This window comes from Actinomyces sp. zg296 (assembly GCF_009829695.1).
GTDB classification, from domain to species: domain Bacteria; phylum Actinomycetota; class Actinomycetes; order Actinomycetales; family Actinomycetaceae; genus Actinomyces; species Actinomyces marmotae.
The window spans coordinates 72,795-87,953 of sequence record NZ_VWPG01000007.1 but is presented as its reverse complement, the minus strand read 5'-3'; the positions used below and the strand labels follow the sequence as shown (position 1 = coordinate 87,953).

Below are 15,159 nucleotides of genomic sequence, written 5' to 3'. Positions count from 1 at the left end.
GGGAGGTGCCACGCATGAACGCCATCACCTTCTCCGCTAAAAGAAGGGTCCGACCGGTACGGTCAAGTCATGACCCACTCCCCCAAGGTTGCCCCGACCACCGGAGTTGTCCGTACGACCGTCGCGCAGTGGATCGCCGAGGACCCCGATGAGACCACTCGCGAGGAACTGGCCGGCCTCCTGGCCCGCCACGAGGCGGGGGACCCCGCCGCCACAGCCGCCCTTGCCGAGGCCTTCTCCGGCCCCCTGACCTTCGGGAGCGCGGGCATGCGCGGCAGGCTCGGCCCCGGCCTGGGCAGGATGAACCGGGCCGTGGTCATCCGCGCGACGGCGGGCCTGTGCGCCTATCTGCACGAGGAGGTCGGGGCCGGCTTCGTCGTCGTCATCGGCTACGACGCCCGCCACTGCTCCGATGTCTTCGCCCGAGACGCCGCCGCCGTGGTCACCGGCGCGGGGGGCCAGGCCCTCCTCATGGACTCCCACTGCCCCACCCCGCTGCTGACCTTCTCCCTGCGCGCGCTGGGCGCGGACGCGGGCATCATGGTCACCGCCTCGCACAACCCCGCCCAGGACTCCGGTTTCAAGGTCTACCTCGGCGGCCGGGCGACCAACGATTGGGACCGCGGCGCCCAGATCGCTCCCCCGCAGGACGCGGCGATCAGCGAGGCCATCACCGCCCTGGGCAGCCTGGAGACGATCCCCCGCGCGGAATCCGGCTGGGAACTGATCGGACCCGAGCTGCGCGAGGGGTACATCGAGCGCGTGGTGACCGCCGCCAGGACGACCGCGGCCGCGGACCTGCGAATCGTCCTGAGCGCCATGCACGGGGTGGGCGGTCGGATCTGCGTCGAGGCGCTGCGCCGCGCGGGCTTCGACGACGTCGTCGTGGTCCCCGAGCAGTTCGAGCCGGATCCGGGATTCCCCACGGTGGCCATCCCCAACCCCGAGGAGGCCGGCACCATGGACCTCCTGCTGGACCTGGCCCGCCGTGAGCGCGCGGACCTGGCCATCGCCCTCGACCCCGACGCGGATCGCTGCTCCGTGGCCGTCCCCGATGAGACCGTGGCCGGCGGCTGGCGCCAGCTGACGGGCGACGCCGTCGGGATCCTCCTGGGCGAGCAGGCGGCCGAGCTGGCGGCCTTCACCGGCACCGGCGTGCTCGCCTCCTCCATCGCCTCAGGCCGGATGCTGCGCAAGATCGCCCAGGACCACGGGCTGGCGCACCGCATCACGCCCACGGGCTTCACCTGGATCAGTCGCGTTCCCGGGCTCGTCTTCGGCTACGAGGAGGCGATGGGCTACTGCGTGGATCCCGCCTCCGTGCGGGACAAGGACGGCATCGCCGCCGCGGTGCGCATGGCCCTGCTCTCCTCGGTCCTCAAGGCGCAGGGCCGCTCCCTGGTCTCGCTCCTGGACCGGCTCGCCCAGCGGCACGGCCTGCACCTGACCTGCCAGATGAGCGCGCGCGCCGACGACGCGGGGGTCATCGACGGCGTCATGCGGCGCCTGCGCGAGGGAGGGGCCCCCGCGAAGCTGGCGGGCTCGCCCGTGGTGGATGTCTTCGACCTCATGGACGGGGCCAGCGACGGCAATGGCGCGCAACTGCCGCCCGCGGACGGGATCATCATCAAGACGGCCGCCGACGACCGCGTCGTCCTTCGCCCCTCGAGCACCGAGAGCAAGCTCAAGTGCTACTGCGAGGTTGTCATGGAGATCCCCGACGGCGAGCCGGTCCCGGCCGTCCGAACCGCGGCCTCCGAGCGCCTGGCGGTCATCAGGGCCGATCTGCGCGGCGCGCTGGGGATCTGCGCCTGATCCCCCGCCAGCAGGCCGCCGCCAGGTAGGCCGAGGCGGCGACGGCGGCGATCATGCCTCCCACGGAGAGCCGAAGCGCCACGCCGAGCACGAGTCCGGCCAGCGCGCACGCGGCGCCGAGCAGGGGAGCCCCGATGAGGAGCCCGCGCGCGCTGCGGGCCGAGGGCGCCAGCGCGGCCGCGGGGGCGGCGATGAGGGCGATGGGCAGGATGGTGCCGACGGCGGGCACGAGCACCACGATGGTGGCGGTGATGAGGACGAGCACCGCGCCGTCAGCCCAGCCCGCGCTCAGGCCCGCCGCGCGGTGGCCCACCGGGTCGAAGGCGTGGAAGACCAGGGCCCTGCCCGTCAGGGCGACCACGGCCGCGGCCACCGCCAGGACCGCGCCCGTGGCGGCCACGTCCACGAGCCCCACGTTGAGCACGGAGCCGGTGAGGAAGGAGTCGATCTTCAGCGGCAGGGGCTTGAACCAACTGGCCAGGAAGTAACCCAGGGCGAAACCGATGGTGAGCACGATGCCCGCGGCCGCCTGGGGCCCCAGCCCCTCCACGCGGGTCAGTGCGCGCATGAGCGCGGCCATGGGCAGGCACATGAGGGCCGCGCCCACGAGCAGCGTGGCGCTCAGCAACTCGAACCCGGGGCGCCCGTGCCCGAGCGCCCCAGCGATCCAGGTGGCGGCGACGACGCCGAGGATCGCCCCGGGGAAGGTCGCGTGGGTGAGGGACTCGGTGAAGAAGACGCGGCGGGACAGCAGGGCCAGGGCGCCGGCGAGGCCGGCGAGCAGGCCCATGAGGACCGCTTCGACCGCGGGCAGGGCCAGCAGCCCCAGTGAGACGTCGGTGAGACCGCCCGCGCCGGGCGTGCTGGCGGTCGCCCCTGCGCTGGCGGTCGCCCCCGCGCCGGGGGCGGCCCCCGCGCCTGCTGCGACTCCCATGGCGGCGATGGCCCATGTGACGCCGATGCCGCTCATGCCTTCTTCCCCCTGCGGGCCCGGCGCCGCGCGGAGGCCGCGATGATCGCGCACAGGAGCAGCGCCGTCGTCGCGAGGCTCACGGCCGCCTGCGGGGAGACGGGCCGGGGGCTGGGCATGACGGCGGCCAGCATTCCCAGGTAGCCGCCGAGCACGCCGGTGGCCACGGCGATGATGACCATGGGGCGCACCCGGTGGGCGAGGACCCGCCCGGTGGCGCCGGGGACGATGAGGGCGCCGATAACGAGCAGCGTGCCCACCGCGGTGGAAGCCGAGACGACGACGGCCGCGATGGCCGCGTTGAGGGCCATGTCGAGGGCGAGGAGCCGATGGCCGGCGGCGCGGGCCCCCACGGGGTCGAAGGCGTAGGCGATCTGCCCCCGCCAGGTGACGGCCACGAGGATGATCGCCACGAGGCAGGCGAGGAGCGCATGGGCGAGCCCGGTGTCGGTGATCTCCAGGAGCCTCCCGAACATGAGGGCCTCCAACTGCCCGGACCTGTCCCCCTTGGCCAGGGACAGGATGATGCCCACGGAGAAGAAGCCGGTGAGCAGGACGGCGGTGCCGGCCTCGGCCCCGCCTCCCCCGGCCGAGCGGCGGGCCCCGGCGACGCGCCCGGAGTGGTGGGTGAGAACGGTCAGGCCTGCCGCCGCGATCATGGCGACGGCGGAGGCCGCGGGGATGATCGCCTCGATCCCCCAGAAGGCGGCGCCGGCCACGATCCCGGGGAAGACGGCGTGGACGAGGGCCTCGGCGCTGAACTCCGCGCCCCGCAGGTTCACGAGCACCCCGACGACGCCTGAGACGATCCCCAGCAGGACCACCATGACCAGGGGCCGGAAGAAGAAGGGGGCGCTGGCCAAGGGCACGAGGCCGGGCGCGTCAACAAGCGCCAGCCTCAGCTGCTCGACGGCGCCGGCCACGAGGGCGGTGAGCGGATCCGTGGTGCTCATCAGTCCTCCTCTGTCCCGAGCAGGAGGTCGTCACGGCCTCTCGCGCCCGTGCCGTAAGCCCGTTCGATGAGCTCGGGGACGAGGACCTCCTCGCGGGGCCCGAAGGCGATCTGGCGCCCAGCAAGCAGGGCCACCTGCTCGCAGCACTCGCGGGCGATGACGAGGTCGTGGGTGGAGATGACCAGGGCGACGCCGTCGTCCTTGAGGTCGGCGATGATGCGCAGGAGGGCGTCGCGGTTGGGCTGGTCGAGGCCGTTGAAGGGCTCGTCAAGGGCGATGAGCCGGGGGCGGGCGGCGATGCAGCGGGCCACGAGGACGCGCTGCTGCTGGCCGCCGGACAGGGTACCGAAGCGCCGCCCAGCGGCCTCGGCCAGGCCCACGGACTCCAGCGCGGCCAGGGCGCGCCGCCGGGCCTCGCGGCGACGCGCCCCGAGCAGCGGGAGCGCGCCAAGGCGGGCCATGGAGGCGGTGATCCCCATGAGGACGACGTCGAGGACGGTGACGGGGAAGGCGGGGTCGAGGTCGGCGACCTGGGGGACGTATCCGATCGAGCCCCTCCGGGCCCTGCCGGGCTCCCTCCCGCAGACCTCGATGCGCCCGGCGGTGATGTCGACCATGCCGAGCAGCCCCCGCAGCAGGGTGGTCTTGCCTGAGCCGTTGGGGCCGATGAGGGCAAGCGCGGTGCCGGGCCCCACCTCGCCGGTGACGCCGGTGAGCGCCACGGCGCGCCCGTAGGCGAGGGCGGCGCCCTCGCAGTGGACGACGGCGCCCCCGCCCGCGAGGTGCCCGGGTCTCACTGCGCCGCCGCCTTGGGGGTCCAGGCGGCCAGCGAGGCGGGGATGGGGGCCGCGGTGCCGCCCCAGGCGTTGGTGAGGCCGGTGACGTTGTGGAGGATGGATCCGATGTAGGTCTCACCGTCGGATCCGGGCTCGCCCAGCGAGTCGCCGTAGAGGGCCTCGTCGCCGATGATCGCCTTGACGCCGGCGGTCTGGGCCACCTTGCGCACGGAGGCGGGGTTGTTGGAGTTCTCGGCGAAGATGGCCACGGCGCCCGAGGCCTTCACGGCGTCGGCGGTGGTCTGGATCTGCTGGGCCGTGGCGTCCTGCTGGGCGTTGAAGTCGGACAGGGCGGCGCCCTCGAACCTCAGGCCGTAGGCCTTCGACAGGTAGCCGAAGGCGTCGTGGCTGGTGAACAGGACGCGCTTGTCCGCTGGAACGGTCTCAAGGCTGGAGCGGGCCCAGGAGTCGAGCTCGGTGAGCAGGGAGGCGTAGGTCCCCGTGTGCTCGTTGATGGTGGCCGCGCCGGCCGGGGAGGCCTTGGCGAGGGCCTCACCGATGTTGCGCACCTGGACCATGGCGCCGGCCGGGGAGGTCCAGACATGCGGGTCAAAGCGGAACTCAGGCTCGGTCTCGCCTTCCTCGGGGGCGAAGGGCCAGGGGGCCACGTCGACCTTCTGGCTCCCGCGCTCGACGGTGTAGGGCAGGTCCTTCTCCTTGGCCTTCTGGGCGTCGAGGTCATCGACGTCGGCGGCCCCGTAGACGCCGGAGGTGACGACCATGGTGCCCTTGAAGCCGGTGGAGGCGACGGCGTCGTCGAGGAAGTGCTCCAGGTCCACCCCCGAGACGAGGAAGAGATCGGCCTCGGACAGGGCCTTGGCCTGCGCGGCTGTCATGTCGTGCTCATGGGCGGAGGCGTTGGGGGCGAGCAGGCAGGTGAGCTTGATACTGGCGCCAGCCTTGGCGCCTTTAGGGCCCAGGTGGGTGGTGGCGCCGTCGGCGCCGGTGCGCTCAAGGGCCAGGGAGCCCGAGCCGGAGGGATTGCCCCCGGTGGCGATCTGGGTGACGTAGTCGCAGATCTGGGTGGTGGAGGCGACGACTTTGATGGCTCCGTCCCCGCCCGCCGGGGAGGTCTCGGCGCAGGCGGCCAGAGCGGGGGCGGCGAGGGCGATGGCGGCGACGGCGCTGACGGCCCGGCGCCCGGGGCGGTGGAGGGTTCTCATGAGCCCGACATTAGTTTCGGCTACCCGAAATTCGCAAACCCGAAATTCCTTTCTCGGGCCTCGCGCGGGGCGCCGGGCTGGCTGCTCGCGCCGATCGCGGACCGGCACCGGCGGGGCGATCAGCGGGGCAGGATGAGGGCGAGAAGGCGGGGCCAGTGCCCCAGCGCCTCCGGACCGCCCGCTTGACGCCTGGGGCGAGCGGGGGCCCCGAGGCGCCCAGGGCGCGCCCCCTGGGCGAGCGCGCTGAGAAGGTCGATCTCGTGGACACGCCCACCGCTGGGCTCGTAGAGGCGCAACTGCCCGGGGCCGCAGTCGCCGGGGAGCCGGGCGCCATCGCGCGGCAGGGCGAGCACGTAGTGGCGCGGGATGGCGGGGCCGGCGAGCATGGCCGCCGCGGCCGACCGCGCCCGGTTCCGCCAGCCGGCCCGGTCGGCGGGGGCCCGCAGGAGCGGGCCGCCCGCGAGCAGGAGGATCGGCAGGCCGTCCGCGAGGTGGGCGCGGGCCTCCTCAAGCGCCTCGGGGAAGGCGCGGCCGGTGTCGCGCGTCCAGCGCACCCGGTATCGGCGACCGGTCATGCGGGTGAGCTCACGGGCCAGGGACCAGGGGGTCGAGCCGAATGCGCGTGGCCAGGGCACCAAGCGGGCGATGGCCCGGCGGTTGAGCGAGCGCTGGATGCGCCGCTGCGCGTCCGCCGGGCCCTCCCCCGGCGGTGCCCCCTGCCCACCGCCCGCTCCGGCGACCGCTCCGCCGACCGGCTCGCGCCCCAGGAGGGCGCTGGCGACCAGCAAGCAGGTGGCCCCGCAGGTGGTGGGGTCCATCTGGGTCATCGAGGTCGCGGCCGTGAATCGCGCCTCGCGCCGGCCAGGTGCCGTCATCGCCGTTGCCCGCGCACAACCGGGCTACAGCAGGCCCGTCCGGCCGTCCCGCTTGAGGCGGTCGACGGCGCCCTTGACGTCCTGAGCGCGCTCCGGCGTCGTCACCAGCAGGGCGTCCGGGGTGTCGACGACGATGAGCCCGGGCACGCCGAGCAGCACGACCCTCCGCCCGGTCGTCGTGGCGACGAGCGCCCCCGAGGATCCCACGGCCTCGACGTCGGCGGCGGGGCCGCCCTGACCGGCGCCGTCGAGCACGGCGACGCCCGCGGCGGGCCCCTCGGACACAACGGGGACGAGGGCGGACAGCGCGTCGAAGCCGCCGACGTCGTCCCAGCCCATGGCGGCCGGGACGGTGGCCACTCCCCCGGCGGCGGCGACGGGCTCGGCGATGGCGTGGTCGATGGCGATCCTCTCCAGGCCCGGCCAGACGCGCTCCAGGACCGGCTCCCGCTCGGGGGTGTCCCACGCGGCGGCGATCTCCTCCACGCCGGCGGCGAGCTCGGGGCGCTGGGCAGCGAGGTGGTCGAGGAGGACCCCGGCGCGCATGACGAACATGCCGGCGTTCCAACGGTACTCGCCGGTGGCGAGGTACTCCGCGGCGGTGGCGACGTCGGGCTTCTCGGTGAAGCCGAGGACGACCCGGCCCTCGGGGGCCCCGGGCACGGAGGTGGGGCCGCCGGCGTGGATGTAGCCGAAGGCGGTGGAGGGGTGGGTGGCCTCAATGCCGATCGTGACCACCCAGCCCTCCTCGGCCAGCGCCGCGGCCTGGCGCACGGCCTCGGCGAAGGCGCCCTCGTCGGCGATCGTCTGGTCGGCGGCGAACGAGCCGACGACGGCGTCCGGCCCGTGGCGTCGGGCGATGACGGCGGCGGCCAGGCCAATGGCGGCCATGGAGTCGCGGGGGGAGGGCTCGGCGAGGATCGACTCAGCGGGCACGCCCGGCAGTTGCGCGGCGACGGCCTGGGCATGGGCGGCGCCGGTGACGATCGTCGTCGTGGCGGCCACGGGCTCCAAGCGGGCGACGGTGCCCTGCAGGAGGGTGCGCCCGGCGCCGGTCAGATCGAGGAGGAATTTCGGGCGCTCGCGGCGGCTGAGCGGCCAGAGCCTGGTGCCCGCGCCGCCGGCGGGGATGATGGCGTGGATGGGCTTGCTCTGGCGGTCCGGCGCTGCGGCGCGCCGGGCTTCGGGACTGGCGGGGAAGTCGGTCATTGGCCCAGGCTAGCGGGGATCAGCCCTCGGGAGGAGCGTCCTGGCCGGCGGGGCGCTCCCGATCCTCGGCCGGCGCGGGGGCGCGGTGGTCGGGGCGCTCCGTGGGATCGACCTCGACGGTGCCGGTCAGGGACTGCCGGGGCCAGGCCAGTGTCTCGGGGACGGACAGGGTGACGTAGTTGGGTCGGGCCCTGGCGTGGACCTCATCGGGGTGCTCGATGACGGCGGGCCGGGGAGGGTTGGCGATCCAGGCCGCGATCATGAGGAGGGTGCGGCTGGCCAGGTGCAGCCAGAGGATGAGGATGACGATCGCGGCGAAGGAGGCCAGGAGGGGGTTGTGCCAGGTCGACCCGACGGCGCGCGAGCCGATCTCGCGCAGCGCGCCGAAGGCGACGGCGCCCAGGCACGCGCCCTCGGCCAGGTCCTTGCGGGGGACGCGGATGCCGCAGGCTGCCAGCAGGAGGGCCAGCACGGCGGCGTCGATGAGGAAGGAGATGACGACGGCCGCTACGTGGCTGCCAGCGCCGCTGAGCCAGGCGGGCAGCCCGATGAGGCTGGCCGTCGAGCCGGCGAGCGCCGTCGTCAGGGCCGATGCGGCGGCGGTGGCGAGCACGCCGGTCATCATGACGAGCAGCGCCACGAGGTTCCACGCCCATGCCCTCACGGGGTTCTCCGGGAGGCGGGCGATGCCGAACATGGCGCGCAGGGCGGTCTTGAGGACCCCCATGAGGGCGGCGGCGGAGTAGAGGAGGGCTCCGACCGCGGCGAGGGAGCCGATGTTGAGCGCCGAGCCGAGGGTGAGCTGGTCGATGGTCACCAGGCCGCCCGAGCCGGTGTCGATGACGCCGGGGAGGGCCTGGTCGATCTGCTCGAGAACGCGGTCGCGCAGGGCCGGACGGCTGCCGAGCAGGCCCATGAGGATCGTGACGCCGATGGCCAGGGCGGAGAAGACGGAGAACAGTCCCGTGTAGGCGATGCCCCCGGCCAGGAGCGCGCCGCGGGCCATGGCGTACCGGGCCAGCGCCCGCCCGAGGCGGCTGGACTTGTAGCGGTCGATGAGCGCGGCGGCGCCCGCGCGCGTCGTGGTGATCGCGCGCGCCATGCCGCTGCCGCCCTGACGCCTCACGACGGCGCCGACCCGCCCAAGGGGATACGCGCCAGGAGCGCGCAGTGGTCCCGGTTCAGGGTGTGCAGGAGCACCTGCCCGGCGACGAACGCGGCGTCGAGGGCCGCCCCGGCCCGCATGGCGGCGTCGAGAGCGGCCCGGCCCACCTCATGGGCAAGGGTGACGTGGGGGTGGAAGGGGAAGCGCAGGGGGGCGCTGAGCGGGCCGGAGGCATCGCGGATGTCCTGCTGGAGGGAGCGCAGCGCGTCGCCGCCACCGATCACCTTGAGGTAGGCGACGGCGCTGACGGGCAGGAAGGTGGCGGCCCCTTTAAGGCGCAGGTCGATCGGCGCGTGGGCGCGGGCGACGTCGGCCAGGTGCTCCTTGATGGAGTCGAGCCGGTCGGTCGGCACCGCCGTGGGCGGCAGGAGGGTGATGTGGGGGGCGATCCGGGCGGCGAGCGGGTCCCCGGCGTCGCGGCGGATGTCGCGGATCGTGGCGGCGAAGGGCTCGGGAACGGGCACGGTGACACCGACCACGCTCTCGCGGTCGGCGGGCTCAGGGACCTCCATGACCCTCCTCTCCGCGCGTTGGGGGCGCACTCGGCGGTCGCATCGGGCGTCCGCGGCGGCGGGGTCCACCACGGGCTGACCAAGCCTAACCCGCATCGCCCCTCAAAGGCATCGCCCGCATGGCACGATGTGCGTTATGAGCGACCTCACCACCGACGCTGACGCCGTCACGCCCCCCGCCGTCCCTGATTTCTCCCCCGCCTTGACCAATGAGGAGGGCATCGCCCAGGCCACCGCCCTGTTCCACGAGGCCTTCGGCGCCGACCCCGACGGCGTCTGGTACGCGCCGGGGCGCGTCAACATCATCGGCGAGCACACCGACTACAACGGCGGCCTCGCGCTGCCCATCGCCCTGCCGCACCGCGCCTTCCTGGCGCTGCGGCGCCGGGATGACCGCACGGTGCGCCTCATCTCGCCGCAGACGCGCGAGGCCGTGGACGTGCTCGACCTGGACGCCATCGGCCCCAAGGGCACCCCCGGCGAGGTCCCCCATTGGGCCGCCTACATCGCGGGGGTCGCCTGGGCCCTGGAGCGCGACGGCCTCGGCCCCCTGCCGGGCTTCGACGCCGCCCTGGTCTCCTGCGTCCCGCTGGGGGCAGGCCTGTCCTCCTCGGCCGCCCTGGAGTGCGCCACGAGCGTGGCCCTCGATGAGATCGCGGGACTCGCGCTGGCCGGGCCCGCCGACGCGCCCGCCGACGCCGGCCGCGCCCGCCTGGTGACCTCCTGCGTGCGGGCGGAGAATGAGATGGCCGGGGCCCCCACGGGCGGCATGGACCAGTCGGCCTCGCTGCGGTGCCGCGCCGGGCATGCCCTCGAGCTCGACTGCCGCGACGGCGAGGTCGTTCACGTCCCCTTCGACCTGGCCGCCGAGGGCCTGGCCCTGCTCGTCATCGACACCCGCGCCAAGCACTCCCTGGCCGACGGCCAGTACGGGGCGCGCCGCTCCGCCTGCGAGCGCGCGGCGGAGATCCTCGGCGTCGAGTTCCTGGCCGATATCGCGCCCGAGCGCCTGGAGGAGGCGCTGACCAATCTGCGCGAACGCGGTGGCGAGGAGGCGGAATTGCTGGTCGCCCGCGCGCGCCACGTCGTCACCGAGATCGCCCGGACCGTCGAGCTCGTCTCCCTCCTGTCCGATGGCTCCCCGCTAGCCGGGGAGAAACTGGCCAGAGTCGGGGAACTCATGGACGCCTCGCATGAGTCGCTGCGCGTGGACTACGAGGTGACCTGCCCCGAGTTGGACGTGGGCGTCGAGGCGGCGCGCGCCGCTGGCGCCCACGGGGCGCGCATGACCGGCGGCGGGTTCGGGGGCAGCGCGATCGCCCTGGTGGACGCCGACCGGGTGGACGATGTGGCGCGCGCCGTCGTCGCCGCCTACGCGCGCGAGGGATTCGCCCCTCCGGCATTCCTCGACGCCGTCCCTAGCGCCCCAGCTGGCCGCGCGACGGCCTGAGGCGCGCGCGGGACCGCCTTGCGCAGCGGGCGTCCGGCGCTCCCGGAGGAGCGCCGGGCACCCGCTCCCGCTCGCTTCCGCTCACTTCCGCTCGCTTCCGGCCCCTTGCTCACCCGCTCCCGCTCGCCCGTGCGCGGACGCGGGAACCGCCAGGGCCGCCGTCGTAAAAGCGCGGCTCACCAGCGAGGTTTTCACCACCCCGGCCGATCAGGGTGATAACAATGTCATTGCGCCCACATCCCCTGCCCCCGGCATTTGCTAGTGTCATCTTCATAGCCGCCGAGGTATGACGATTCCCCATCGCCAGCCCGGCTCCCTACAAGGACGAGCATTCCCACCCCGAGCGCCCCCAGCGCCCGGCTATTTCCCACCGGCGGGGAAGGGCGTGTCGCGTCAGATCCGCAACGAAGAGTGACAATGAGTTCTCGTTCCCATACCCCACCGCGCGCCAGACGCGTCGCTCACTGCGCCTTACTGGCCCTCTGCGCGCTCGCCCTCATCTGTGTTGACGCGGTCAGCATTCCCCGCTCTCTGAGCCCCATCCCGCCCGCCCAGGCCGCGGACGGGATCTTCCAATGCACTCCCGGGACGGTGTACAACGTGACCGGCAACGGGACCATCAACAAGCTCTCCCCCGACGGCACTGTCTCACATGTCGAGGGATACGACTATCCCTTTGACTGGTTCTACGACGGAGACAGAGCGAACGGACTGGGTATCGAGAAGAATGGGGCCGGGGCCTACTTCCTCATCCAGAAACGCAGTGATCATCAAGTCAGGATCGTCCATTACTCCAATGGAGAATGGACAGGGACAGATCGGATAGACTCCGATCAATGGGGGCTCCTCAACGGGACCTATATCGCTGGCGGGGTCCAGCCCTCCACGGGCGACTACTACTTCGGCGGCTACGAGGAGGTCACCGACCAGTGGACCAGAAGGACGCACCTGCACTTCCGCGTCTGGCGGATGCCCAACGGCTACCTGGAAGCCAAATGGATCCAGGATGTGGGATACATTGACGTCGGCGAGAAAATCGATAACGGCGATGGCAATGGCGACTTGGCCTTCGACGATGCCGGAAACATGTTCGTCGTCCGGAGCTCGAGCACCTCGGGGCTCACCCAGATCTTCTCGGCGACCGCTGCAGCTCTCGCCGCGGACAGTGGCAGCAAGTACCGCATCCCGGCGAACACCACCAAGGCCGACAGAATCTCGAACAATAAGGCGGTCAACGGCATCGCCTTCGACGCCGAGGGGAAGCTCTACCTCTCCGACCAGAACAATGCGGGCACCTACGACCCGGTCAGCTTCAAACAGATCAGCCCGAAGATCAACAAGAGCACCCTCGGCACGGATGTCAACGATCAAGAGACAATAGATACAGAAAGCACCGACCTGGCCAGTTGCGGCTCGCCCGCGACCTTCATCCTGAAGAAGAACATCGTCAAGCGGCAGAACGCCAACGATCAGTTCAAGCTCTCGGTGAGCTACGACCCGGCGGGCGGCGAGATCGCCTCAACCCAGACCACGGGAGGCGCCAACGGCGTGCAAAAGGAGGTCATCGGCATCTTCCCCGTGTTGGTCAACACCGACTTCTCCTTCTCAGAGAGCGCGGCCAACGGCGCGAACCTCTCCAACTACTCCTCATCGTGGAGTTGCACGCAGAACGGGAGCAAAACCCCATTCGCCCAGGGAGATGGAGTCAGTGGAACCGTTCGGATCCCCCGGCAGAGCAGCGTCGTCGTGGAGTGCACGTTCACCAACGCCCCCCTCTCCGGCTCCGTGGCCTGGGACAAGACGGCCAGCAACGCGCCCTCCCAGCTCCTGCCCGGCTCTGAATGGTCCCTCACCGGCCCCGGCGGCACCACGCTGGCGGTGAAGGACTGCATCTCCGCAGGGCAGTGCGCCGGCACTAACGACGCCGACCCCACCCCCGGTAAGTTCCTCGTCGAGAATCTTCCCCTGGGCGATTACTCCCTCGCCGAGACCCTGGCTCCCAAGAACTACAAGAAGGCCACGAGCGTCTGGAGCGTGAAGATCACGAGCGCTCAGCGCGCGGCGCGTGTCATCGGCGTCTCCAATGATCCCCTCGAGGCGACCCTCACGATGACCAAGAAGGCCCTCGCGGTGGACGGGAGCCCGCTGCCCAACTCCCGCGCGGACTGGGAGCTGACCGCCGCCGCCCAGGACGGCTCGACCGTGGTGGGAGGCACCCAGGTCACATGGGACGACGGCACGGTGGACAATCCCTGGACCGTCACCGTTCCCCCCGGCGAGGACACCGGCACCGTGACCATCAGTGAGGGCGCGGCCGAGGGCTGGGAGAACAAGGCGATCTCCTGCACCGCCGCTGACGGCTCCCCCCTTGCCGTCACCCCCACCGGCAACCCCGGCGAGGGCACGATCACCCTCTCACCCGGCGCCAATGTCGCCTGCGAGTTCACCAACCAGCGCAAGCCGGGCACGCTCACCTGGACCAAGACCGACGCCAGCACCGCGAAAGAACTCCCCGGCTCCTCCTGGACGATCAAGGGCACGGGCGCCGGCGCCGCTGGAGTGACCGTGACCGATTGCGTCGAGATCGGGAAGTGCCAGGGCGGGATCGCCGACTCCGACCCCGCGCCCGGCAAGTTCAAGGTGACGAACCTGCCCTGGGACAGCTACACCGTGACCGAGGCCGCCCCGCCCAGCGGGTACATCCTGGACACCACCGCCCGACCCGCGCGGATCTCGAGCACGAGCCTCGCGGTCGATCTTGGAACCATCACGAACACCCGGGCCACCGGCACGGTGACCTGGAAGAAGGTCGATGGCGATAGCAACGAGGCCCTGGCGGGCTCCGAGTGGACCCTCACCGGCCCCTCCTTCCCCGCCGCGACCGTGATCACCGACTGTGACTCCGGCGATTGCAAGGCCAAGGCCGGGGGCGCGACCTACTATGACGCCGACCCGACTCCCGGCAGCTTCCAGGTCGAGGGCATTCCCGCAGACGGCGCGGCCCTGGAGCTCACCGAGTCCAAGGCGCCGGCCGGGTACCGGCTCGACAAGAAGCCGAAAGCGTTTAGCATCACGGTCGGATCGGATGGCGCCGTCGTGAACCACGTGTTCAACGATCCCTTCCCGAACTACAAGGGCCCGGTGCCCGCGCTCCCGCTGACCGGCGGGATGGGAGCCGATTTCTTCTACCTCGGAGGACTCGGCCTGGGCCTCACCGCGATCATCGCGCTCGTTGTCAGGCAGTCGCGCCGTCGTCGGGCCTGATCCCGCCGCGGCGGAAGGCTCGCCTAGGTAGGCGGAAACCGGGTCCGGGGGCTCTCCCCGGACCCGGTTTCGCTTTACCTGAAGCCGCGCCCCGGCTACAGCCGGTAGTCGACGACGAGCGGGGCGTGATCGGACCAGCGACCCTGGTAGTCCTCGGCGCGGTCCACGCGCAGGCTCTCGGCGCGCTCGGCCAGGCCGGGGGTGATGACGTGGTAGTCGAGGCGCCAGCCGACGTTGTTGTCGAAGGCCTTACCGCGCTGGGACCACCACGTGTAGGGGCCCTGGGCGTCGGGGTGGAGGTGGCGGGAGGCGTCCACCCATCCGGCGTCGAACCAGGATTCCAAGTGGGCGATCTCCTCGTCGAGGACGCCGGCGACCTTGTTGTGGTTGGGCTTCCAGTTCTTGATGTCCCGCTCGGAGCGCACCACGTTGAGGTCGCCGGCCATGAGGATCTCACGGGCGCCGTCGGATGCCTCCGACTCGGCCAGCAGCGCCGCCATGCGGGCGTCAACCAGGTCGAGGTGGGCGTACTTCTGGTCCATCTTCTCCGTGCCTATCTGGCCGGAGTGCAGGTAGGCGGAGATGACGGTGAGGACGCTGGGGGCGCCCGGAGCGGCGCCGGGCAGGGCGAGGTCAGCCTCCAACCAGCGGCCGGAGTCGACATCGGGCTCGTCGCTCCCGGGCGCGGCCACGCCCAGGCGGGTCCGCCCCACCGTGATGCCGCTGCCCTCGCGCACGGCGACGGCGACTCCCGCGCGCCCCTTGATGCGGCAGGGCCAGACGATGGGCTCGTAACCGGGGAGGAGCGGGGCGGCGATCTCGGGGTCGGCGCGCACCTCCTGCAGGAGGAGGACATCGGGCGCGGCGGTGGCGAGCCAGTCCCCCATGCCCTTGCGGGCGGCGGCCCGGATGCCGTTGACGTTGACGGTGGCGATTCGCATGCCGCC

At 72.3% G+C, this 15,159-nt stretch carries 12 protein-coding genes; 3 read left to right on the top strand and 9 right to left on the bottom strand.

What is annotated here, in order from left to right; translation table 11 throughout:
- Positions 1-69: 69 nt before the first annotated feature.
- Complete coding sequence (locus GVV76_RS07415) at positions 70-1,815, top strand: phospho-sugar mutase (RefSeq protein WP_159626097.1); 1,746 nt, start codon at positions 70-72, stop codon at positions 1,813-1,815.
- Here GVV76_RS07415 and GVV76_RS07410 read toward each other — a convergent pair.
- From GVV76_RS07410 to GVV76_RS07375, 8 genes are all read right to left on the bottom strand, one after another.
- Positions 1,775-2,785, bottom strand: coding sequence for a metal ABC transporter permease (locus GVV76_RS07410; protein ID WP_268891791.1), 1,011 nt, complete (start codon positions 2,783-2,785; stop codon positions 1,775-1,777). The genes GVV76_RS07415 and GVV76_RS07410 overlap by 41 nt on opposite strands.
- On the bottom strand, positions 2,782-3,738 hold the full coding sequence (locus GVV76_RS07405; protein ID WP_159524596.1) for a metal ABC transporter permease: 957 nt from the start codon (positions 3,736-3,738) through the stop codon (positions 2,782-2,784). The genes GVV76_RS07410 and GVV76_RS07405 overlap by 4 nt, the downstream gene beginning before the upstream one ends.
- The gene (locus tag GVV76_RS07400; protein WP_159626095.1) at positions 3,738-4,535 is read right to left on the bottom strand and encodes a metal ABC transporter ATP-binding protein; all 798 of its coding nucleotides are present in this window, start codon (positions 4,533-4,535) and stop codon (positions 3,738-3,740) included. The genes GVV76_RS07405 and GVV76_RS07400 overlap by 1 nt, the downstream gene beginning before the upstream one ends.
- On the bottom strand, positions 4,532-5,737 hold the full coding sequence (locus GVV76_RS07395) for a metal ABC transporter solute-binding protein, Zn/Mn family (RefSeq protein ID WP_159626093.1): 1,206 nt from the start codon (positions 5,735-5,737) through the stop codon (positions 4,532-4,534). Before GVV76_RS07395 ends, GVV76_RS07400 begins: the two co-directional genes overlap by 4 nt.
- 119 nt (positions 5,738-5,856) lie before the next feature.
- Positions 5,857-6,564 carry a hypothetical protein gene (locus GVV76_RS07390; RefSeq protein ID WP_159626091.1) on the bottom strand — a complete coding sequence of 236 codons (708 nt, stop codon included), beginning with the start codon at positions 6,562-6,564 and terminating at the stop codon, positions 5,857-5,859.
- Positions 6,565-6,636: 72 nt separating this feature from the next.
- Positions 6,637-7,821: a mannose-1-phosphate guanylyltransferase gene (locus GVV76_RS07385; RefSeq protein WP_159626089.1), complete on the bottom strand. Its 1,185-nt coding sequence runs from the start codon at positions 7,819-7,821 to the stop codon at positions 6,637-6,639.
- 19 nt (positions 7,822-7,840) lie between these two features.
- Positions 7,841-8,923 (bottom strand): YihY/virulence factor BrkB family protein, encoded by a 1,083-nt coding sequence (locus tag GVV76_RS07380; protein WP_159626087.1) that lies wholly within the window; start codon positions 8,921-8,923, stop codon positions 7,841-7,843.
- 20 nt (positions 8,924-8,943) lie between these two features.
- Positions 8,944-9,498, bottom strand: a complete 555-nt coding sequence (locus GVV76_RS07375; RefSeq protein ID WP_159626085.1) for a 2'-5' RNA ligase family protein — start codon at positions 9,496-9,498, stop codon at positions 8,944-8,946.
- 136 nt (positions 9,499-9,634) lie between these two features.
- On the opposite strand from GVV76_RS07375, the gene galK reads away from it, so the two are divergent.
- Together galK and GVV76_RS07365 are read left to right on the top strand one after the other, a co-directional pair.
- The gene (galK, locus tag GVV76_RS07370; protein WP_159626082.1) at positions 9,635-10,948 is read left to right on the top strand and encodes a galactokinase; all 1,314 of its coding nucleotides are present in this window, start codon (positions 9,635-9,637) and stop codon (positions 10,946-10,948) included.
- A 591-nt stretch (positions 10,949-11,539) separates the two neighbouring features.
- Positions 11,540-14,212 (top strand): MSCRAMM family protein, encoded by a 2,673-nt coding sequence (locus GVV76_RS07365; protein WP_159626080.1) that lies wholly within the window; start codon positions 11,540-11,542, stop codon positions 14,210-14,212.
- Between the two features lie 95 nt (positions 14,213-14,307).
- On the opposite strand, the gene GVV76_RS07360 is transcribed toward GVV76_RS07365, so the two are convergent.
- On the bottom strand, positions 14,308-15,153 hold the full coding sequence (locus GVV76_RS07360; RefSeq protein ID WP_159524587.1) for an exodeoxyribonuclease III: 846 nt from the start codon (positions 15,151-15,153) through the stop codon (positions 14,308-14,310).
- Positions 15,154-15,159 lie beyond the last annotated feature (6 nt).